Here is an 18,573-nt window from a genome sequence, read left to right on the forward strand (position 1 = left end):
GTCTCTCGTTCCTCCTCGTTGGGGCGGCTTCGAACGCGTTGCGGCGCGTTCCGGTCGCCTGAATATCGCCAGTTGATCTTGGGTTGCTGGTTACGAGGAGTTACTTCGTGTCTGCCAAAGCTGTTGGATTCCCAGTTGAGCGTGACGCTGTTCTGCAACTGGTCACGGTCATCGTCGGTGTCATCGTGGGGTTGACGTTCTTGTTCGGGTTCGGCAACGTCCTGGCGTTCGGTCTTCGGCTCGGTGTGCCTGGTTGGGTGGCTCCGCTGGTCGCGCCCGCCGTGGATCTGTCGGTGCTGGCGCTGCTGATCGCTATCCGGCAGTTGTCGCTGCGTGGCGCCTCTGCCGACGTGATCCGACCGGCGCGGCGTCTGCTGTTGGTCTCGAGTTTCGTCACGCTGGCTTTGAACGTGGCTGAACCGCTTATTGCGGGTGAGATCGGTCGGGCGTTGTTCGACGCGGTCGGGCCGCTCCTGCTGATCGGCTGGGCCGACGTCGGTCCAGCGCTACTTCGTGAGCTCGCGGCCGCGGCGCCGCCTGCAGGGGAACCTGCAGTTCTGGGGCCGTCGCCGAACCGCCTTGCCCCGACGGCGCGTGAAGCTCCTTCGGACACGCGGCCCCAGGAGGCCGATGCGTCCCCGCTGCCTACGAAGCGGTCGAGCTTGTCGAAGCTCGACGACGACCTTGTTGCTAGAGCCATCGAGGTGGACCGCCGTCATCGCGAGGAGCACCAACGCCCGATCTCGGCGGAAGGCCTGATGCGACACTTCGGCCTCGGAGCAGAGCGCTCACGTCTGCTGATGCGTACAGTACGGGCGAAATGGGAGGCTGAGCACTTGGTCGCCGGCGACGACGATGGCCGAGTCGGCGGGTTGACCTTGTAACGAATAGCCGAAAACTCGCGGTTTCCGCTACAGCTTGCAGGTATTGCGTGGGTACTGGCTGTCAGCTGCGGCTTCGTGTAGCACCTCGGGATCGAGTTCGCTCAGGTAACGGTAGCTCTGGGGCGGTCGGAACCCTGTGGCGGCGCGCAGTGCGGCGAGCGTGTGCGGTGCAGCTAGTCGTTCGGGAGCGCTGATCGAGATCGCGGTCGCGAGATCGGCACCGGCGAAGTATTCGTCGTACTCGGTCTTGCTGACGCAGACGTGTCGACGGTGGCGGCGCCAGATCTGACCTGGAGTTGACGTTTGGACGTCGATCAGGGTGGCGACGCCGACTACGGCCATCGTGGGTGCACTGGCATAGAGCACCAATTTGGTACCGGGAGGAGCGGACACGCGGGTACGGCGGAGCTCGATGGTCTTGACGCCGTCGAGGATCGCCTCGGCGAAGCGGGGCCGTAGCGACAGCAGTAGTGGTCGCGCCGTCGTGGCAGCGGTCGCCGGGGGAGTCGTGCGTGCCTTCACGAGGCTGGACCCTAACCTGGAACACCGACGAAAACGTGCTGGGGCAGGTCGAGGTTGACCGTGTCCGGTGTGCTGGTCGGATTTAGGACACGTGCACGTCCGAAGCCGTGCGCTGGCCGAGTTGGTAGATGGCGGTGAACAGCTCAGCCGAGACTTTCACGGGTGCTTGCACCGCTCGGGGGCCTCCGTGTGTGCGTTGTAGCTGGTCGTAGTTCTTTCGGAGGACCGGGTTCGGGAACAGTTCTGTGTCTGACAGTTGTAGGGCTTGCGCGATGCCGTCACGGGCAGCGTCTTCGATGTTCGCGAGAGTGAACACGCCGTAGTGACCGTAGGCGGCGAAGAGCTCTTCGGGGGTGCCTGTGGTGATCCCGTCGAGCAGTGATGTCCCGATGAAGGACGCGGGCCCGGTTCGGTGGCCGCTGCTCATGTACCAGAGGATCCGCCCAGGTGCGCTTAGTGTGCTGTTGCGCCCGCTGCGGAAGTACACCTGTTCGCGGCCGAACGCGAGTTCGGTCCTCCGGTGTAGTGGCGCTGGTGCGCCGATCAGCTCTGCGCTCCACGTGGGTTTGATGGCCACGGCGAAGTGGGGGAGTGCGCTGTCGGTGATCTTGGCTGGCCACCAGACTCGTTCGTAGTGGTGCGCGAGGGCGGCGTCGGCGCCTGCGGGGATGAGGGGTGCGTTGCCGAGACCGACGTGCTGATACGCGTGGGTCGCGGCCGCGCTGACCTCGGCGGCGCTACCGATCCTGTCCACGACGAGGGCGTACCAGTGATCCTTGACATGTTGGTAATGCTCGTGGCGCGCGATGCTCTGGAGGTGGACCGGGAGGTACGGGTCGGCCAGGTCCACTACGGAACATCCACGAGTTCTGGCCTGTTCACGTAGGTGCCACAGCAGTTGCCGGCCGAGCGTGGGGGCGATGGGGTGGTCGGCCAGCCGAAGCAGCGGCACTTGGAGCACGGAGCCGGCAGCTATCAGCGCGTAGCACGCCACTGACTCGCCGTCGGGCGCGGTCACGATCAGTTGCTCGCGTCGGAATCTGGCGAGTTCACGAAGCGTTGCTTTTGACCCTGCCGGAGTGCACTCTTGTGCCGGGACGGGTGGCCTCAGGCATTCGGATGCTCGTCGACCTTGCCGAACAGTCGTCCGTCCTCCGGCCGGTTCGGGGTTGATCAAACTGTGAGGCGTTCGGCGATGATCGCCCGCGCGGCCTCGCCCGTTCGGGTGGGTAGCAGCGGGTAGACATGCACGAGCCCCTTCTCCTCGTGGAACTCCATCTCGACCCCTGCCGCTTTGGCGTGGTCCCGCAGCAGGTGCGCGTCCGGGTTGAGGATGTCGTGGGTGCCGGTGAAGACGGTGAGCGGACCGAGCCCCGCCAGATCCCCGGCCAGAGGGCTCACGCGGGGGTCGTCGATGGGCAGCTCGCCGCGCCAGCGGTCCGCGAACACGCGGATGCCGGGCTCTGCCAACCAGGGATCGCTGGGTTGTACCTGCGGGATCCGGGGATTCGAGCAGGTGAGGTCCAGGGCCGGCGAGATGAGCAGGGTCCTCGGCAGGGTGACGTTGTACTGGTCGCGCAGAACCATGGCGGCGGACAGGGTGATCTGGCCTCCGGCGGAGTCCCCGGCGAGTCGTACCTCCCCGTGCTGTTCGCTCGCCTCGCGGGCGAGGTCGACGATGGCGGTCACCACGGCGTCCGCCGTGCCGAACGGGACCAGCGGGTAGATCGGCACGACCACGGTGGTCCGGGCCTCGGCGGCGATCTGGGCCACCAGCCGCCAGTGCTCTGCGGAGATTTCGTTCACCCAGCCTCCGCCGTGGGTGTACACGACGGATCCTCGGGGTGCGGCGTCCGCGGGGCGCACACGGTAAACCGGCCAGCCGTCGCGACGCGAGACATCGATGGTCACCGGGAATCCGAGCCGACGCGGCGGTGCGTAAGGGCGAGGCCGCAGCGCCAGGTCGTCGATATGCGCTTGTGCGTTTTTGACGGAACGGAACGCGCGATTCCTGCCGGCAGCGCGGAGATACAAGGGGATGACCTGTTCGGGAAGGCGCATCAGAGTCTGCTCCAGGGGTATCGACAACGCGGCTTCGCGTTGCTTGGGGGCGGACGATCGGTGACCGTACCTGTCGGAGGGCATTCCGGCAGGGTTTGGCCTTCGGCCGCTGCTGGAAGTTGCTTAGGGAACTCACTGGCCGGGGGACCCGTGTTGACAAACGCGTACACCGTCGGCACATGGGCTCGGGCTGTACGTCACTGAGGGGTCATGGGCTTGAAGAGCCACCGCGGTTGGCGCGGCCGCTTGTAGGTGACTAAGGACGTTTCGCCTGCTCGAGGTAGTCGTGCACCGGTGTCGCGGGGGCGAGGGTGAGATCGGTCAGGATGTGGGAGGCCGAGATGACCTGGTGTACGGGCAGGTCGGCCAGTGGTGCCATGACGTGTTCGGCAAGGTGCAGTCGCGCTGGGCCTTGCCAGGCCCACTTGATGTCGATGTCAGTGATCTGTGTGCGGATCAGGTCGCAGACGCGCAGGCCGCCGGTGTAGTCCGGGATCGCCTTGATCGCGAAGGTGGGTACGGTGATCTGCTCGCGGGCCTCGGCGGGGTCGAGCGGCAGGTGCTTGTAGGCCATGGTGGCGGTGGCGACGCGCTGGCTGGCGTAGTCGAGGGTGCCGACGAGTGCACCCTCTTCGGTGAAGAGCCGGGGCGTGCCGGTCGTCTTGGGGTAGGCGGACAGTTCCCGGCCGGCCACGATAGCCCCGACGTGGTCGAGGTGCATCGTGTGCAGGTATTCGCCCTCCTCGCCGTCGAACCGGACGGAGATCACCTGCCCTGCCTCGGTGTAAGGCCCGAAACCATCTACGTCGCCCATATGCATGACCTCGAAGCGCACAACTGGGTCGATGATCTCCAGCGGCTCCGGAACCACGGCGCGTAGCGCGTCGGGGTCGGTCCGGTAGACGACGTTGAAGTACTCCCGGTCGACGAACCTGGTGGCCCGCAACGGGTAGGGCGGAGCGGCCAACGGGGGCAGCGGACTGCGCAGCAACTGCTCGGTGTTCATGTGAAGCACTCCTTCGTGGCGACCGGTTGGTCCTGACGCTCGTAAACGCGTACGATATGTATCGGATACAGGTTGTACTCGTTTGTGGTCGGACCGCAAGTGACTGTGTCCACCGGAACACCGTGGCGCGAAATCCGCGACCGGGAATCTCGAAGGAGTGCACACCATGGGCTTTTCCGTCCCGAACGACTATGCGAGCAGGCCGGTCACCGTGATCGGCGCCGGTACGCTGGGGCGCCGTATCGCTTTGATGTTCGCCACCCGTGGCGGGGAGGTCCGTATCTACGACCTCTCGTCGGAGCAACGCGATGCCGCCGTGCGGTATGTGGAGGAGACCATCGTCGGCGTCGCGGCCAAGGTTGACGGCGGCTCGCCCGGCAGGGTGTCCGCCAGCGGCGACCTCGCCGAGGCGGTCGCCGGTGCGTGGCTGGTGGTGGAGGCGGTGCCGGAGCGGCTGGAGTTGAAGAAGCAGATCTTCGGCGACCTGGACAAAGCGGTGGCCGCGGACACGATCCTCGCGAGCAATTCCTCCTCGTACGCGAGCCGACTGTTCCTCGATCACGTCACCCACGCCGAGCGCGTGCTCAACACCCACTTCTACATGCCGCCCACGCAGAACGCGGTCGACGTGATGTCCAGCGGACAGACCGACCGGGAGGTCCTCGACTTCGTGCTGGCCGTGCTGCCCGAGTACGGCGTCCACCCGTTCGAAGCGCACAAGGAGAGCACCGGGTTCATCTTCAACCGGGTGTGGGCCGCCATCAAGCGCGAATCACTCGAACTTGTCGCGGAGGGCGTCTCGACCCCGCAGGACGTGGATCGCATGTTCCAGGTCAACACCGGCATGGCCGGCGGCCCGTTCCGGATGATGGATCAGGTAGGCCTGGACGTCGTGCTCGACATCGAGGAACATTACGCAGCCGAGCACCCCGAATACCCGGAAGGCCCGCGCGTGCTGCTGCGCGACTACATCGATCGCGGTCGCCTTGGCGTGAAGAGCGGCTCCGGGTTCTACGACGACTACACGACAAGCTGACCCTTGAGAGCCCATCGATGCCGAAATCGCCGACCAAGACCCGGCCGAGAACCGTCGCCAACCTGATGACCAGTGCCCGGGAGCTGTTCATCAGGCACGGCTACCACGCCACCTCGATCAGCGATATCTGCGGCCACGCCGGATTGACCCGCGGCGCCTTCTACTCCAACTACCGTGGTAAGGAGCAGCTGTTCCTCGCGCTCTACGACGTAGAGAGTGATCGCATCCTCGCCGACCTGGATGCCGCCGCCAGCAAGCTCGAAGACGGCGTGAACCCGGTCCAGCAGATCCTGAGTTACCTTGCCGTGCATCGTCGCGACGACCGGCAATGGTTCCTGGTATCGATGGAGTTCACGCTGCACGCCGCCCGCAATCCTGATCTCGCCGCCGAACTGGCCCCCCACGAAAACCGGCTCACCGCGGGCATAGTCGAACTGCTGACCCGCCTGCACCCCGACTGCCCAGCCGACGTCGCCCGTGACCTCGCTCGCCTGATCACCGCTTTCCACGAAGGAACCACCGCGCACGAACTCATCCAGGCCGACGCCAACGCCGACTTCCGGAAGCGCGTCCTTCCGCCGTTCATCGCTGCCGTCGCCGCGGCCATGGACTCGGCGGCACGTGAGAGGTGACCGGTGCGGTCACGAGGTCGGGTGCCGTTCGATACACCCGACCGCCGTCAATCGAACGCGATCGGGCGATACTTCCCGCGGCAGTAACACGACGATCTTGGTCTCCTCCGGAAGCTCCCCGATGCGATCGGTGAGCTCGTCGACCGGCTGCGACTGCAGATCGAGCAACTCTAGCCGTTTTCCGCTGGCCAAAGCCTTCCGCTGGCCGCGACGGTGTCGTAGACGCGGTCATGGAGGGCACCGGCGGCCGAGTGTGGGCTGTCGGCCAGCCCAAGGAACGCCCGCCACGAGTGAGCCAATCGCCGAGGATCAATCGACGGCAGACCCTCGTGGCACCCACCAGATCGGGCGCCCTGAACAACAGCCGTCGGCACAGGTGCTGGCCGCTGACGCCAGCGTCGGCTAAGACGTTCTGACAATGGGCATGCCGATGCTCACAAGGCCGGCACGGTCGGAGTTTGCGATGTGCCGGTCGAGCACGGCCAGCTTTCTGTGAGCCGCCTTAAGGCTGACGGTGAGGCCGTCGATCTCTCCTCGCCATCCGTTGAGCTCGGCTTCACGGATCCGGTCTCGGAGGTTGTTCGCGATCTCGGCGAGCCGGGTTCGTTGGCGGGGGTCGACGCGCAGTACGGGGCATCGGATGCACGCGTGCTCGTGCTGGCACGAGGAGCCGTAGGGGCGGCCGCAGGTGCCGAGTTCCAGCTGCGCTGCTGACAGCGGAGGACGTCGGGGCGTTGCTCGGCTTGTCTCCGAGGACGTTGAAGGATCGTGCTTCGGCCGGGGTGTTCCCGCATCGCCGGTTCGGCAAGCACTACCGGTTCAGCCGGGAGGACGTCGCCGAGATCGTGCAGTTGACGAAGAACGCGGTGCGTCCGTACCGCGGTGGCATGCGTGCTGCGTGAGCGTCGGCCCATTACGTCCCGGAACTGGCCGGGGCGCTCACCATAGAAAGAGAGGTATCCGTCGTGGCTCACGCGCAACCAACCGACGGTGATCCGCCGGGCTGGCGTGCTCGGTTCAAACGTCCTGACGGGACGTGGGGAAGCAGGTCGGGTTTCAACACCGAGAAGGCGGCCGAGGCGTGGGGTGTGGAGCAGGAGGCGTTGATCCGGCGTAACCTGTGGCTGGATCCGCGTGAGGCGGAGATGTTGTTCGGTGTGTTCGCCGAGGAGTTCATGGACGCGGTCGGTCCGCGGCTGGAGCCGACGACATCGGCGAAGTACCGGTCTTTTCTGGACAACCATCTGCTGCCGCAGTGGTCGTCCTGGCCGCTGGCCGGAATTTTCAACAGCTACGTCGAGATCGAGAAGTGGCTCTCGGAGTTGCACGAGGACTACGCCGACTCGTCGGTGGCGTCGATCTTCTCGCTGTTCTCGACGATCCTCGGTGCCGCGGTGAAGGCTCGGAATATTCCGGCGAACCCGTGCGCCGGGATTCGTGTCACGTCGGGTGAGTTCGAGGTCGAGAACCTTGTCGCGACGCCGGTGCAGGCGTTGCGTGTGTCGATGCGTCTTTACGAGAGCGGGCTTGGCCTTGCCGGGTTCGTTCGGGTTGCTGGACTTCTATACAGGTTCCCGGTGGGGCGAGTTGGTCGGTCAGCAGCGGCACGAGTACGACAGTGAGGCTCGGGCGATCCAGATCCGTGAGCCGTTGAAGGAGATCGGTGGACGTCTGTTCAAGGGTGGTCGCCGGGTCGACACCTCGCGGCTGGCTGATCTCGGTCCGCGGCCGACTCGTCCGGTGACACCGCGGCGGCAGGGTGGCCGGGCGAAGAAGGGCCGGACGAAGACACCGGCCGGTACGCGGAGCGTGGAATTGCCACCGAGTATCGCGGTGTTCTATGAGGAGCTGATGGACAGCCACAGCTTCCCGTTCATCCTCTGCAGCGCCGAAGGCGCGCCGCTGCGGCGGTCGAACTTCCGCAACCGGTACTGGCGCCCGGTCTGGGATGGCAGTGACGCTGAACACACTCGGTCGGCAGAAGTGGTGCAGCCGATCCTGCCGACCTTCACCTTCCACGAGGGGCGGCACAGTCACAGCACCTGGCTGGCTGAGGACGGCATCCCCGAGGTCGCTCGCAGAGCGCGGTTGGGTCAGAAGATGAAGGGCATCGCGAGGGTCTATGACCATGTGACTCCGCTGATGCGTCGTCAGATCTTGCAAGTGCTCGAGACCCGCTGGATCGGCTCGTTGGTCGCGCTCACCCCGAGTGAGCGGACGAAGCTGGGGGAGTGGTTCCCGCACCTGCACGCCACGTTCCGTGACGGGCAGTTGGAGACGGCCCCGAGGGCCATCGCCATTTCATCGCCATTGAACGACTGAAGCCCCGCCCCTCCGAGGAGGAGCAGGGCTTCCGACCTGCGAAAACAGATGGTGCGCGATACTGGGATTGAACCAGTGACCTCTTCCGTGTCAGGGAAGCGCTCTCCCGCTGAGCTAATCGCGCGAGGTGGAGACGGGATTCGAACCCGTGTACACGGCTTTGCAGGCCGTTGCCTCGCCTCTCGGCCACTCCACCGTGTCAGGCCCGAGAGGGCCTTCCGAGCGGATGACGGGATTCGAACCCGCGACCCTCACCTTGGCAAGGTGATGCGCTACCAGCTGCGCTACATCCGCACATCCTCGGTCCGGCTGAAGCTCAGAACCTCGCGGTTCTGTTCCTCACCCCGTCGCCGTGGTGTGTGTGAACACTATCGGACCCCGAAATCGGCCCTGCAACCGGGGTGCCACTTGATGTTCGCAAGCCCGTCATCAGGCCAGATCGTTGGGGATCAGGTGGGTCAGGGCGTCGTCGACGTCGACCCAGAGGTGCTCGTTGCCCGGGAGCACGACGTCGTAGGTCCGGTCGAGGAAGTCGGCCAGCTCCTGAGCGGACGCCTCGAACATGGCGTGCCCGGACGGCGAGTTCAGTTCGATGAGGACCGACTCGGGGTCTTCGACGGAGGGGCGGATGCGTACGTCGCCGTCGCCCGCGTCAGCCAGGAGGCCGTCCGCGAGGAGGTCGCGCGCGTAGACCCACTCGACCCAGCCGGCGCGGCCGGTGCGGAAGGCGGCCACGACCGCGTACGGGTCGCGGGTGTCGTATCGCAGTTCGACCTTGACCGGGACCGCGGGGGTCCGCGGCGCCAGGAGGTCGAACACCGCCGTCGAGCGGAGCGTCACGTGATCGTTGCGCATCGTCCTACCCTTCGTCTCCTTCCCGGCCCGGTCGAACCGAGTGGCGATGATGTGACGTGTCGGCCGGCTGATCGGAACGCGGTTTTGCCGCAGATCACCCGGACGGGGTCATCGGACCCCGCGTCACCCCATCATCACCCGCGCGACGCGCAGCCATCCATGCGCCCTGCAGGCAGTCCACATGTACATACTGCGCGGTTTAGTCGTCACGCGATAGCACCGTCGCACGAATGTCGAAACGCGTCGCGGGCGGCCCCCGGCCGGGACAACCCCGGCTAGCTCGCGGTTGTTCGCTCCGTATCTGCTGGTGAGCGGAGTGTGGTCGGGCGGAACCACCCGTTTGCAGGCCCCCTAAAGTCGTGGGGTAGAGTCTGCCGAACACCGCGAGCGGGCGATTAGCTCAGCGGGAGAGCGCTTCGTTCACACCGAAGAGGTCACTGGTTCGATCCCAGTATCGCCCACCGGATGAAGGCCCTGGACCGATGGTCCGGGGCCTTGATTCATTCTCGGGGTGCGCCGTCCGGCGGCATTCGATCCCCAGGTCGGACGCGGGTTGTGTGGGGGCGGTACTTCTGCCGTCCCGGGCGGCGCCACCGGCGCGGCCGAATCCGGTCGCCTGGTCGACGGCCGCGGTTCGACGATCTCCGAAGCCTCTCGTTCCGGCCGGTGTGGACATTCGTCGGGGATCGCGTGTCACGTCGTGAAAATGTCGCATGAACCGATTATTGAGACATCTTTGTGATCCTGGGCACGAACTGTCCGCCGATAGGTCCAGACCACGAGAAAGGTGATGTGGGACATGGCCGGGTGGCTCACCCGTCCGGCCGCGGCGGCGGAGTCGCCGTGATGCTGACGTGATGTGACGAAACGCCACTCCGGTGACCGATTGACAAGGTAGGTCGGCTCGCGGTGGGCGCGTCGGGAGGCTGCCCCTCCGCCCGGGTCGTGAAATCCACAGTGGACCGCCCGGGGATCGACTCGCCAGAACAGTCCACTGTGGAGTTTTCGGGGCTGTTCGGCCGATCGGGGAGGCGGTGCTCCAAGTGGCCGCGAGACAGGGGAATTCGTGACTACTTTGAGTAGTTGTTCGCCGGATACGGTCTATTACGCATCGTCATCATGTTGTTATCGACACGGCATTCATTTGCCGGATGCTCGCCAAGGGTGTGGCTGGAAATCCTTGTAACGATGGCCTGAGAGTGGCCGATACCTTGGCGTGTGTCGCCCCATCGGCCGCGGAGAGACCTTGAGAATCGATCACTCTTCGAGATCACTCTCATTTACTCAGCGTGTTGATCCGGCGTTCGGGAATCCCCACTCCGGGAGGTCTGATGGAAGAGTCGGTGCGGCCGTCGTCCACCGTCAACGGGACGCCGCAGCACATCGACCTTCAGTCGATCCCGCTTCCCCCGCAACGGGATACGGGCAACGCCGCCGCGGTCGACACGATGTCTGCGCGGCCGCCTTACGCTGCTTGGGAATCGCGCTACCGCGCCTGGGTCATCGGTAGTGACGTTTTCACCGCTTTCGTGCTCATCGTGATGAGCGCCTTCTTGATCGATCGATCCGATCCGCACGACATGCACGCGCTCGGTACCGCCGCGGCCTTCCTGTTCGGGTTGTCGGTCTGCCGCGCCTGGAGTCCGCGTGTGCTGGGCGAGGGCGCGGAGGAGTACCGGACGCTTGGGCGCGGCTTGGTGACCACGGCCGTTCTGGTCGCGTTGGGCGGCCTGCTCTTCGGCGCGCTCGCCGTGCAGCCGTGGGTCTTCATCGTCGTCCCGATGATCTCCGTCTTCATGTTCCTGCAGCGGTACGCGCTGAGACAGGTGCTGCACCGGCGCAGGCGGCTCGGTGAATGCCTGCTGCCGGTGCTCGCGGCGGGCAGTCCCGACACGGTCGCCGATCTGATCGCCCGCACCAAGGCCGATCCGCATGTCGGCTGGCGGGTGGAAGCCGTCTGCACGTATTCCGGTGCCGGCACGGAACGCGGGAGCGGCGAGGTGGAAGGCGTCCCGGTCGTCGGGAAGCTCGACGATCTCGCGGGCCACGTCCGCCGCGGCGGCTACCGGGTGGTCGCCGTGACGGCCGATCAGCACTGGAACCCGAAACGCCTGCAGCGGCTCGCCTGGGACCTCGAAGGCACCTCGGCCGAAATGGTGGTCGCGCCGATGCTGATGGAGGTCGCCGGTCCCCGGCTGAACGTCTCCGGAGTGCTCGGCATGCCGCTGCTGCGGGTCACCGCGCCGATGTTCACCGGCGGCCGCCGCCTGGTGAAGGAGGCGCTCGACCGGTTCGGTTCCGCCCTGCTCCTCACCCTCGTATCCCCGTTGCTGCTGGTGATCGCGGTCGCGATCCGGCTCGACGACCGCGGCCCGGTGATCTACCGGCAGCGCCGCGTCGGGCGCGACGGCCACACCTTCACGATGCTGAAGTTCCGCACGATGGTCACGAACGCCGACAAGCTGAAGCGGGAACTCCAGGCGGACAACGAAGGCGCGGGCCCGTTGTTCAAGATGAAGAAGGACCCGAGGGTCACCCGGGTCGGTGGACTGCTTCGCCGGTACTCCCTCGACGAGCTGCCCCAGTTGTTCAACGTCGTGAGCGGGCGCATGTCGCTCGTCGGCCCTCGCCCGCCGCTGCCCGAGGAGACCGCGAAGTACGCGCCGGACGCGCGCCGCCGTCTCCTGGTCAAGCCGGGGCTGACCGGGTTGTGGCAGGTCAGCGGCCGCAGCGACCTCAGCTGGGCCGAGAGCATCCGCCTCGACCTGCGGTATGTCGAGGACTGGTCGCTCGCCCTCGATCTGGTGATCCTCTGGAAGACCTTCCGCGCCGTGGTGCAGGGACGAGGTGCCTACTGACGCTTTCCTGTGACCGGACCCACACGCAGAGATAGTTGAGCGAGAAATAGTTCAGCGCTCAACTAGGTTGGGACGGGTACAGGACGCGTACGGAAGGAAGATCCACCCATGACCACCAGCGTTGAGCCGACCGAAGCCTTGAACCTCCCGCAGGACGTTCAGGACCTGTTGTTCCGCGAGGCCCGCACCGCGAACAACTTCAGCGACGAGCCGGTGACCGACGAGCAGATCCGCGCGATCTACGAGCTGGTCAAATGGGCCCCGACATCGATGAACAACCAGCCGCTGCGCGCGCTGGTCATCCGCACCGAAGAGGGCAAGAAGCGCCTCGCGCCGCTGATGTCCGAGGGCAACCGCGCCAAGACCGAGGCCGCGCCGGTGACCGTCGTGCTGGCCGCCGACACCGAGTTCCACGAGAACCTGCCGCGCACCTTCCCGCACTTCCCGGGCGCCAAGGACCTGTTCGCCGATGAGGCGGGCCGCGTCGAGACCGCCAAGCTCAACGCGCTGCTGCAGGTCGGCTACTTCATCATCGGCGTCCGCGCCGCCGGGCTGGCCGCCGGCCCGATGACCGGCTTCGACGCCGAGGGCATCGACAAGGAGTTCTTCGCGGACAAGCCGTGGAAGTCCCTCGTCGTGATCAACGTCGGCAAGCCGGGCGAAAACCCCTGGTTCGACCGCCTGCCGCGGCTGGACTTCGACGAGGTCGTCGAGACCGTCTGACCACGTTCCCCGGTACGCGAAGGCCTCTTTCCGATGGGAAGGAGGCCTTCGTGGTGCTTGGGGTAATGCGCGTGAGCCGCGCGGTGGGTGACGACTAACATCACACGAAACATCCGCCTTCATCGCGAGGAGTCCATCGTGTCCCAGCCGTCGTCAGTAGCAGCCGCAACCGCCCCGCGCGTGGTGGTACCGGCGGGCACTACGGCGGGCGCCGCGGTCCGCGAAGCCGGGCTGCCGACCAAGGGGCCGGACACGATCGTCGTCGTGCGCGACGCCGAGGGGAACCTCCGCGACCTTTCCTGGGCCCCGGAGTCCGAGGTCGAGGTCGAGGCTGTCGCGGCGAACACCGAAGACGGCCGCAGCGTCATCCGTCACTCGGCCGCCCACGTGCTCGCCCAGGCCGTGCAGCAGCAGTTCCCGCAGGCCAAGCTCGGCATCGGGCCGCCGGTCAAGGACGGTTTCTACTACGACTTCGCCGTCGACACCCCGTTCACCCCGGAAGACCTGCAGGCGCTCGAAAAGCGCATGAAGCAGATCGTGAAGGGCGCGCAGCAGTTCTCCCGCCGCGTCTTCGACTCCGTCGACGAGGCGAAGAAGGAACTGGCCGACGAGCCGTTCAAACTCGAGCTCGTCGATATCAAGTCCGATGTGGACACCTCCGAGGTGATGGAGGTGGGCGGCGGCGAGCTGACCATCTACGACAACCTCGACCCGCGCACCAAGGAGCGCGTGTGGAGCGACCTCTGCCGCGGCCCGCATGTGCCGACCACCAAGTTCATCCCGGCGTTCAAGCTCACCAGGGTCGCCGCCGCGTACTGGCGCGGTGACGACAAGAACCCGCAGCTGCAGCGGATCTACGGCACCGCTTGGGAATCCGCCGAGGCGCAGGACGTCTACCTGGAGCGCCTGGCCGAGGCCGAGCGGCGTGACCACCGCAAGCTCGGTGTCGAGCTGGACCTGTTCTCCTTCCCCGACGAGATCGGCTCGGGGCTGCCGGTGTTCCACCCCAAGGGCGGGATCATCCGGCAGGAGATGGAGAACTACTCGCGCCAGCGGCACGTCGAAGCCGGGTACGACTTCGTCTACTCGCCGCACATCACCAAGGGCGCGCTGTTCGAGACCTCCGGTCACCTCGACTGGTACCGCGACGGCATGTACCCGGCGATGCACCTCGACGCCGAGCACAACGAGGACGGTTCGGTCCGCAAACCCGGCCAGGACTACTACCTCAAGCCGATGAACTGCCCGTTCCACGACCTGATCTTCCGTTCGCGCGGGCGTTCCTACCGGGAACTGCCGCTGCGGATGTTCGAGTTCGGCTCCGTGTACCGCTACGAGAAGTCCGGCGTGATCCACGGCCTGACCCGCGTGCGCGGCATGACGCAGGACGACGCGCACATCTTCTGCACCCTGGAGCAGGTCCCCGGTGAGCTGAAGTCCCTTTTGGACTTCGTGCTGAACCTGTTGCGCGACTACGGTCTCGACGACTTCTACCTCGAACTGTCCACTCGGAACGAAGAGAAGTACATCGGTTCCGAAGAGGTCTGGGCCGAGGCGACCGAGGTGCTGCGCACCGCCGCCGTGGACTCCGGGCTGGAGCTGGTGCCGGATCCGGGTGGCGCCGCGTTCTACGGGCCGAAGATCTCCGTGCAGGCGAAGGACGCGCTGGGCCGCACCTGGCAGATGTCGACCATCCAGCTGGACTTCATGCTGCCCGAGAAGTTCGAGCTGGAGTACACCGCGGGCGACGGCAGCCGCCAGCGCCCGGTGATGATCCACCGCGCGCTGTTCGGTTCGATCGAGCGGTTCTTCGGTGTGCTGACCGAGCACTACGCGGGTGCCTTCCCGGCGTGGCTGTCGCCGGTCCAGGTGGTCGGCATCCCGATCACCGAGGACCAGGTCGAGCACCTGCGCGGGGTCGAGAAGGCGCTGCGGGCCAAGGGGATCCGGGTCGACGTCGACGCGAGCGGCGACCGGATGCAGAAGAAGATCCGCACTCACACCACGCAGAAGGTGCCCTTCATGCTCCTGGCGGGCGCGAAGGACGTCGAGGCCGGCGCGGTGTCGTTCCGGTTCCGCGACGGCGGCCAGATCAACGGCGTCTCGGTGGACGACGCGGTCGAGGCGATCGCCGGCTGGGTCCAGCGCCGTGAGAACGCTTCGCCGACCGTGGCGGGCTTGGAGGCGGTACTCCGGTGACGGGCCCCGATGGCCCTGAAGTCGTCGGACAGGACGGGGTGGGGGTCCCGGACGCGTTGCAGCGCCTGTGGACCCCGCATCGGCTCGCCTACGTGCAAGGGTCGAAGAAGCCCGACGAGGGCTGCCCGTTCTGCCATCTTCCCGAGAAGAGCGATGAGGACGCGCTGATCATCGCGCGCGGGAAGACCGTGTACGTGGTGCTGAACCTGTACCCGTACAACCCCGGTCACCTGATGGCCGTGCCGTACCGCCATGTCGCGGACTACACGGATCTGACGGCGGACGAGACCGTCGAGGTGGCGGAGTTCACCCAGCACGCGATGCGGGTGATCCGGGAGGTTTCGTCGGCGCACGGATTCAACATCGGGATGAACCAGGGCGTGATCGCCGGCGCGGGGATCGCCGCGCATCTGCACCAGCACGTGGTGCCGAGGTGGGGTGGCGACGCGAACTTCATGCCGGTGATCGGGCATACGAAGGTGCTGCCGCAGTTGCTGGGGGAGACCCGGCAACTGCTGGCGGGTGCCTGGTAGGTCGCCTGGGCTGTGAAGCGCGTGAAGGCCCCCTTCCCTCGGCTCAGCCGAGGGAAGGGGGCCTTCACGCGCAGTGCCTCAGGCGTTGAGCGCGGCCTGCAGCTCGATGTCGATCTTGACCTTCTCGGACAGGAAGGCGTTGCCCTCCGGGCCGATGCCGAAGTCGCGACGGTTCACGGTCGCGGTGGCCGAGACGCCGAGGGTGGTGGCGTTGTCGTTGGCCGGGTTGGTGCCGATGCCGTTGAACTCGGCTTCGAGCGAGACCGGGACGGTCTTGCCGCGCCAGGTGAGCTCGCCGTCGATGACGTAGTCGCCGCCGTCCTCGCGGATGCCGGTCGAGCGGAACGTGATGACCGGGTGCTCGTCGACGTGGAAGAAGTCCTCGGACTTGAGGTGCGTGTCGCGCCCGTCGACACCGCTGGCGACCGACGAGGCGTCGATCTCGACGGTGACCGACGAGTCGAGGATGTTGTCGGCGGTGACGACCTCACCGGTGAAGGCGGTGAAGTTGCCCCGGGACTTGGCCAGGCCGAGGTGCTTCACGGTGTAGGCGATGTCGGAGTGGGCGGTGTCGATCGTCCACTTGCCTGCGACGTAGCCCGGGATCTCGGTGGTGGTCATGAAAGTCGATCTCCAAAAAGTCTGGGTGCGTTCGTGGTGAACCCTCGTCTGGTTGAGCGCTCAACCATGACTGTAGCGCAGTTTGGTTGAGCGTTCAACCAGGGGTAGAATGGGCGTCATGTCCGAACCCCGATGGCTCTCCGACGAGGAGCAAAAGGTCTGGCGCGACTTCTCCGCGGCCACGCGCATGCTGCAAGCGCATCTGGAGGGCCAGCTTCAGCACGAGGCGGGCATGCCCCACACCTATTACGAAGTGCTCGTCGCCCTGTCAGAGGCGCCGGACCGGCGGCTGCGGATGAGCGAACTGGCCGACGCGCGCAAGGCGTCGCGCAGCAGGCTCTCGCACGCCGTCGCGCGGCTCGAGGCGAACGGCTGGGTGCGCCGTGAATCGTGTCCCACCGACAAACGCGGTTCCTGGGCGGTGCTGACGCCCGAGGGTTTCGCGGCGCTGGAGGAGGCCGCGCCCGGGCACGTCGAAGCCGTCCGCGAGAGCCTCTTCGACCCGCTGACCCCCGAACAGGTGAAGGCGCTCGGCGAGATCAGCGCCGCCGTCCTGGGGCGGCTGTCGCCGAAATGCGCCGCCGCCGAGGCGGAACTGGCGCTGCGGGAAGAGACCCTCGCCGACCTCGAGGACTCGGCCGAACTGGCCAAAGCGGACTGACCGGAACCCGGTCCGGGGGCGGGCGCGACGACAGGTGTCGGTGCGGGTGGATAGGCTTCGGGCGGCCACCCGACCCTGCTGCTTAGGTGCACCTGAAGAACCGATGCTCAACATTTTCGCGCGCGCCTCCGTTTCCCGCGTCACCGACCCGATGGGGAAGGTGCTCGTGCGCGCCGGTCTGACCCCGAACGCGATGACCGTCATCGGCACGGCCGGGGCGGTGCTGTGCGCGCTCGGGTTCTTTCCCAACGACATGCTGCTGTGGGGCACCTTCACCGTCTGGGGCTTCGCGATGCTGGACCTGCTCGACGGCGCGATGGCCCGCGCCCGCGGGTACGGCACGGCGTTCGGTGCCGTCCTCGACGCGACCTGCGACAGGCTGGTCGACGGCGCGTTGTTCGCCGCGATCGCGTGGTGGTGCTTCGTCCACGACGACAACCGCCCGGCCGCCGCCGCCGCGCTGATCTGCCTCGTGCTCGCGCAGGTCATCTCGTACGTCAAGGCCCGCGCCGAGGCCTCCGGGCTGGAGGCGGACGGTGGCCTCGTCGAACGCGCGGAACGCCTGATCATCGCCCTCGTGGGAACCGGACTGCACGGTCTGGGCGTTCCGTACACCGTGGACATCACCCTCTGGCTGCTCGCGGTGCTTTCGGTGATCACCCTGCTGCAGCGGACGGCCGCGGTGGCCAAGGCGGCGAGGGCCGCCAAGGCCGCCGGGCCACCCGCCGCGGAGGGCGGGGCATGAGCGGGTTCTCCCAGCGGCTCAGCGACTTCGGGTACGCGGCGGGCTGGCGGCTCGCGCGCTGGCTGCCGGAGTCGGCGGGCGCGGTGACCTTCGGGCTTGGCGCCGATCTGGCCGTCCGGCGGGACGGCGGCGGCGTCCGCCAGCTGCGCCGCAACCTCGCCAGGGTGGTGCCGCAGGCCGACGGCGTCGAACTCGACGAGCTGACCCGCCGCGCGATGCGCTCCTACGCCCGCTACTGGCACGAGATGTTCCGGCTGCCCTCGATGGACCACAAGGAGGTCAGCCGTAAGGTCGCCCAGTCGATCACCGGCGTGGAAAACCTCGACGCCGCCCTCGCCGAGGGCAACGGCGCGGTGATGGCGCTGCCGCACAGCGGGAACTGGGACGCCGCCGGCGTGTGGCTCGCGGACTACCTCGGCGGTTTCACCACGGTCGCGGAGCGCCTGAAACCCGAGTCGCTGTACCAGCGGTTCGTGTCCTACCGGGAATCGCTCGGCTTCGAGATCGTCCCGCTGACCGGCGACAGCTCCGCGATGCGCGTACTGCTCAAGCGCCTGCGGGAGAACAAGGCGATCTGCCTGGTCGGCGACCGGGATCTGACGAATTCCGGCGTACCGGTGAAGTTCTTCGGCGAGCAGACCCGGATGCCGGGCGGGCCCGCCCGGCTGGCCGCCACCACCGGTGCCGCGCTGATCCCGGCGGGCTGCTGGTTCACCGAGGACGGCTGGCAGATCCGGTTGCATCCGCGGATCCGGGTGACGAACCGGTCCGAGGTGCCGGCGGCCACGCAGGCGCTGGCGGACATCTTCGCCGGGGACATCGCGGCGCATCCGGCCGACTGGCACATGATGCAGAAGTTCTGGCTCTCCGACTTCGAAGCCGGGGAACAGGCCGCCCTCGGCGAAGCGAGCTGAG

The 18,573-nt window shown here is 66.7% G+C and carries 20 protein-coding genes and 4 tRNA genes; 15 read left to right on the forward strand and 9 right to left on the reverse strand.

All coding sequences use genetic code 11. The features are described 5' to 3' along the window. Positions 1-107: 107 nt before the first annotated feature. Positions 108-884 carry a hypothetical protein gene (locus tag H4W30_RS06740; protein WP_318780549.1) on the forward strand — a complete coding sequence of 259 codons (777 nt, stop codon included), beginning with the start codon at positions 108-110 and terminating at the stop codon, positions 882-884. Between the two features lie 27 nt (positions 885-911). On the opposite strand, the gene H4W30_RS06745 is transcribed toward H4W30_RS06740, so the two are convergent. The 4 genes from H4W30_RS06745 to H4W30_RS06760 form a co-directional block, all read right to left on the reverse strand. Then, complete coding sequence (locus H4W30_RS06745) at positions 912-1,406, reverse strand: ASCH domain-containing protein (RefSeq protein ID WP_192741980.1); 495 nt, start codon at positions 1,404-1,406, stop codon at positions 912-914. Positions 1,407-1,488: 82 nt separating this feature from the next. After that, the gene (locus tag H4W30_RS06750; protein ID WP_192741981.1) at positions 1,489-2,424 is read right to left on the reverse strand and encodes a hypothetical protein; all 936 of its coding nucleotides are present in this window, start codon (positions 2,422-2,424) and stop codon (positions 1,489-1,491) included. Between the two features lie 155 nt (positions 2,425-2,579). Continuing rightward, positions 2,580-3,551, reverse strand: coding sequence for an alpha/beta hydrolase fold domain-containing protein (locus tag H4W30_RS06755; RefSeq protein ID WP_318780550.1), 972 nt, complete (start codon positions 3,549-3,551; stop codon positions 2,580-2,582). Positions 3,552-3,723: 172 nt separating this feature from the next. After that, positions 3,724-4,473 carry an acetoacetate decarboxylase gene (locus H4W30_RS06760; RefSeq protein ID WP_192741983.1) on the reverse strand — a complete coding sequence of 250 codons (750 nt, stop codon included), beginning with the start codon at positions 4,471-4,473 and terminating at the stop codon, positions 3,724-3,726. 166 nt (positions 4,474-4,639) lie between these two features. Between H4W30_RS06760 and H4W30_RS06765 the strand changes: the two genes are divergently transcribed. The 6 genes from H4W30_RS06765 (at position 4,640) to H4W30_RS43650 (ending at position 8,463) form a co-directional block, all read left to right on the forward strand. After that, positions 4,640-5,509 (forward strand): 3-hydroxyacyl-CoA dehydrogenase family protein, encoded by an 870-nt coding sequence (locus tag H4W30_RS06765; protein WP_192741984.1) that lies wholly within the window; start codon positions 4,640-4,642, stop codon positions 5,507-5,509. Between the two features lie 17 nt (positions 5,510-5,526). Further along, on the forward strand, positions 5,527-6,141 hold the full coding sequence (locus tag H4W30_RS06770; protein ID WP_225948799.1) for a TetR/AcrR family transcriptional regulator: 615 nt from the start codon (positions 5,527-5,529) through the stop codon (positions 6,139-6,141). 465 nt (positions 6,142-6,606) lie between these two features. Beyond that, on the forward strand, positions 6,607-6,855 hold the full coding sequence (locus tag H4W30_RS06775) for a hypothetical protein (protein WP_192741985.1): 249 nt from the start codon (positions 6,607-6,609) through the stop codon (positions 6,853-6,855). Between the two features lie 44 nt (positions 6,856-6,899). Then, a complete protein-coding gene (locus H4W30_RS06780) occupies positions 6,900-7,043 on the forward strand; it encodes a hypothetical protein (RefSeq protein WP_225948800.1) in 144 nt (47 codons plus the stop codon). A 186-nt stretch (positions 7,044-7,229) separates the two neighbouring features. Then, entirely contained in the window at positions 7,230-7,763 is a 534-nt protein-coding gene (locus tag H4W30_RS43645) for a hypothetical protein (RefSeq protein ID WP_225948801.1), read from the forward strand. Next, positions 7,729-8,463 carry a site-specific integrase gene (locus tag H4W30_RS43650; protein WP_264082808.1) on the forward strand — a complete coding sequence of 245 codons (735 nt, stop codon included), beginning with the start codon at positions 7,729-7,731 and terminating at the stop codon, positions 8,461-8,463. Before H4W30_RS43645 ends, H4W30_RS43650 begins: the two co-directional genes overlap by 35 nt. A 49-nt stretch (positions 8,464-8,512) precedes the next feature. On the opposite strand, the gene H4W30_RS06790 is transcribed toward H4W30_RS43650, so the two are convergent. The 4 genes from H4W30_RS06790 to H4W30_RS06805 all read right to left on the reverse strand — a co-directional run bounded on the left by H4W30_RS06790 (position 8,513) and on the right by H4W30_RS06805 (position 9,318). Then, a tRNA-Val gene (locus tag H4W30_RS06790) sits at positions 8,513-8,587 on the reverse strand. A gap of 1 nt (position 8,588) precedes the next feature. Beyond that, positions 8,589-8,659 (reverse strand) — tRNA-Cys (locus tag H4W30_RS06795). A 25-nt stretch (positions 8,660-8,684) separates the two neighbouring features. Continuing rightward, positions 8,685-8,757, reverse strand: a tRNA-Gly gene (locus tag H4W30_RS06800). A 135-nt stretch (positions 8,758-8,892) separates the two neighbouring features. Next, positions 8,893-9,318 carry an SsgA family sporulation/cell division regulator gene (locus H4W30_RS06805; protein WP_005159130.1) on the reverse strand — a complete coding sequence of 142 codons (426 nt, stop codon included), beginning with the start codon at positions 9,316-9,318 and terminating at the stop codon, positions 8,893-8,895. Positions 9,319-9,707: 389 nt separating this feature from the next. Between H4W30_RS06805 and H4W30_RS06810 the strand changes: the two genes are divergently transcribed. From H4W30_RS06810 to H4W30_RS06830, 5 genes are all read left to right on the forward strand, one after another. After that, positions 9,708-9,779, forward strand: a tRNA-Val gene (locus tag H4W30_RS06810). 870 nt (positions 9,780-10,649) lie between these two features. Further along, complete coding sequence (locus tag H4W30_RS06815) at positions 10,650-12,176, forward strand: sugar transferase (RefSeq protein WP_192741986.1); 1,527 nt, start codon at positions 10,650-10,652, stop codon at positions 12,174-12,176. Positions 12,177-12,284: 108 nt separating this feature from the next. After that, the gene (locus H4W30_RS06820) at positions 12,285-12,899 is read left to right on the forward strand and encodes a malonic semialdehyde reductase (protein WP_192741987.1); all 615 of its coding nucleotides are present in this window, start codon (positions 12,285-12,287) and stop codon (positions 12,897-12,899) included. Positions 12,900-13,079: 180 nt separating this feature from the next. Then, positions 13,080-15,098 carry a threonine--tRNA ligase gene (gene thrS, locus H4W30_RS06825; protein WP_318780551.1) on the forward strand — a complete coding sequence of 673 codons (2,019 nt, stop codon included), beginning with the start codon at positions 13,080-13,082 and terminating at the stop codon, positions 15,096-15,098. Continuing rightward, positions 15,095-15,631, forward strand: a complete 537-nt coding sequence (locus H4W30_RS06830; protein WP_192741989.1) for an HIT family protein — start codon at positions 15,095-15,097, stop codon at positions 15,629-15,631. The genes thrS and H4W30_RS06830 overlap by 4 nt, the downstream gene beginning before the upstream one ends. A gap of 78 nt (positions 15,632-15,709) precedes the next feature. Here H4W30_RS06830 and H4W30_RS06835 read toward each other — a convergent pair whose 3' ends face one another. Beyond that, complete coding sequence (locus H4W30_RS06835) at positions 15,710-16,252, reverse strand: YceI family protein (protein WP_034307837.1); 543 nt, start codon at positions 16,250-16,252, stop codon at positions 15,710-15,712. A 118-nt stretch (positions 16,253-16,370) separates the two neighbouring features. Between H4W30_RS06835 and H4W30_RS06840 the strand changes: the two genes are divergently transcribed. From H4W30_RS06840 to H4W30_RS06850, 3 genes are all read left to right on the forward strand, one after another. Continuing rightward, complete coding sequence (locus H4W30_RS06840; protein WP_192741990.1) at positions 16,371-16,913, forward strand: MarR family winged helix-turn-helix transcriptional regulator; 543 nt, start codon at positions 16,371-16,373, stop codon at positions 16,911-16,913. Positions 16,914-17,016: 103 nt separating this feature from the next. Continuing rightward, the gene (gene pgsA / locus H4W30_RS06845; protein ID WP_016334780.1) at positions 17,017-17,658 is read left to right on the forward strand and encodes a phosphatidylinositol phosphate synthase; all 642 of its coding nucleotides are present in this window, start codon (positions 17,017-17,019) and stop codon (positions 17,656-17,658) included. Further along, complete coding sequence (locus H4W30_RS06850; protein WP_034307832.1) at positions 17,655-18,572, forward strand: phosphatidylinositol mannoside acyltransferase; 918 nt, start codon at positions 17,655-17,657, stop codon at positions 18,570-18,572. Before pgsA ends, H4W30_RS06850 begins: the two co-directional genes overlap by 4 nt. Position 18,573: the final 1 nt, after the last annotated feature.

The organism is Amycolatopsis roodepoortensis, assembly GCF_014873915.1.
Lineage (GTDB): Bacteria > Actinomycetota > Actinomycetes > Mycobacteriales > Pseudonocardiaceae > Amycolatopsis > Amycolatopsis roodepoortensis.

Excerpts from the sequence above, each read along its gene's own strand:
- H4W30_RS06835 (WP_034307837.1), bottom strand. The coding sequence starts at position 16,252 with ATGACCACCACCGAGATCCCGGGCTACGTCGCAGGCAAGTGGACGATC.
- H4W30_RS06840 (WP_192741990.1), top strand. The coding sequence starts at position 16,371 with ATGTCCGAACCCCGATGGCTCTCCGACGAGGAGCAAAAGGTCTGGCGC.
- H4W30_RS06770 (WP_225948799.1), top strand. The coding sequence starts at position 5,527 with ATGCCGAAATCGCCGACCAAGACCCGGCCGAGAACCGTCGCCAACCTG.
- H4W30_RS06755 (WP_318780550.1), bottom strand. The coding sequence starts at position 3,551 with ATGCCCTCCGACAGGTACGGTCACCGATCGTCCGCCCCCAAGCAACGC.
- H4W30_RS06820 (WP_192741987.1), top strand. The coding sequence starts at position 12,285 with ATGACCACCAGCGTTGAGCCGACCGAAGCCTTGAACCTCCCGCAGGAC.
- H4W30_RS06760 (WP_192741983.1), bottom strand. The coding sequence starts at position 4,473 with ATGAACACCGAGCAGTTGCTGCGCAGTCCGCTGCCCCCGTTGGCCGCT.
- H4W30_RS06850 (WP_034307832.1), top strand. The coding sequence starts at position 17,655 with ATGAGCGGGTTCTCCCAGCGGCTCAGCGACTTCGGGTACGCGGCGGGC.
- pgsA (WP_016334780.1), top strand. The coding sequence starts at position 17,017 with ATGCTCAACATTTTCGCGCGCGCCTCCGTTTCCCGCGTCACCGACCCG.
- H4W30_RS06765 (WP_192741984.1), top strand. The coding sequence starts at position 4,640 with ATGGGCTTTTCCGTCCCGAACGACTATGCGAGCAGGCCGGTCACCGTG.
- H4W30_RS06815 (WP_192741986.1), top strand. The coding sequence starts at position 10,650 with ATGGAAGAGTCGGTGCGGCCGTCGTCCACCGTCAACGGGACGCCGCAG.
- H4W30_RS06805 (WP_005159130.1), bottom strand. The coding sequence starts at position 9,318 with ATGCGCAACGATCACGTGACGCTCCGCTCGACGGCGGTGTTCGACCTC.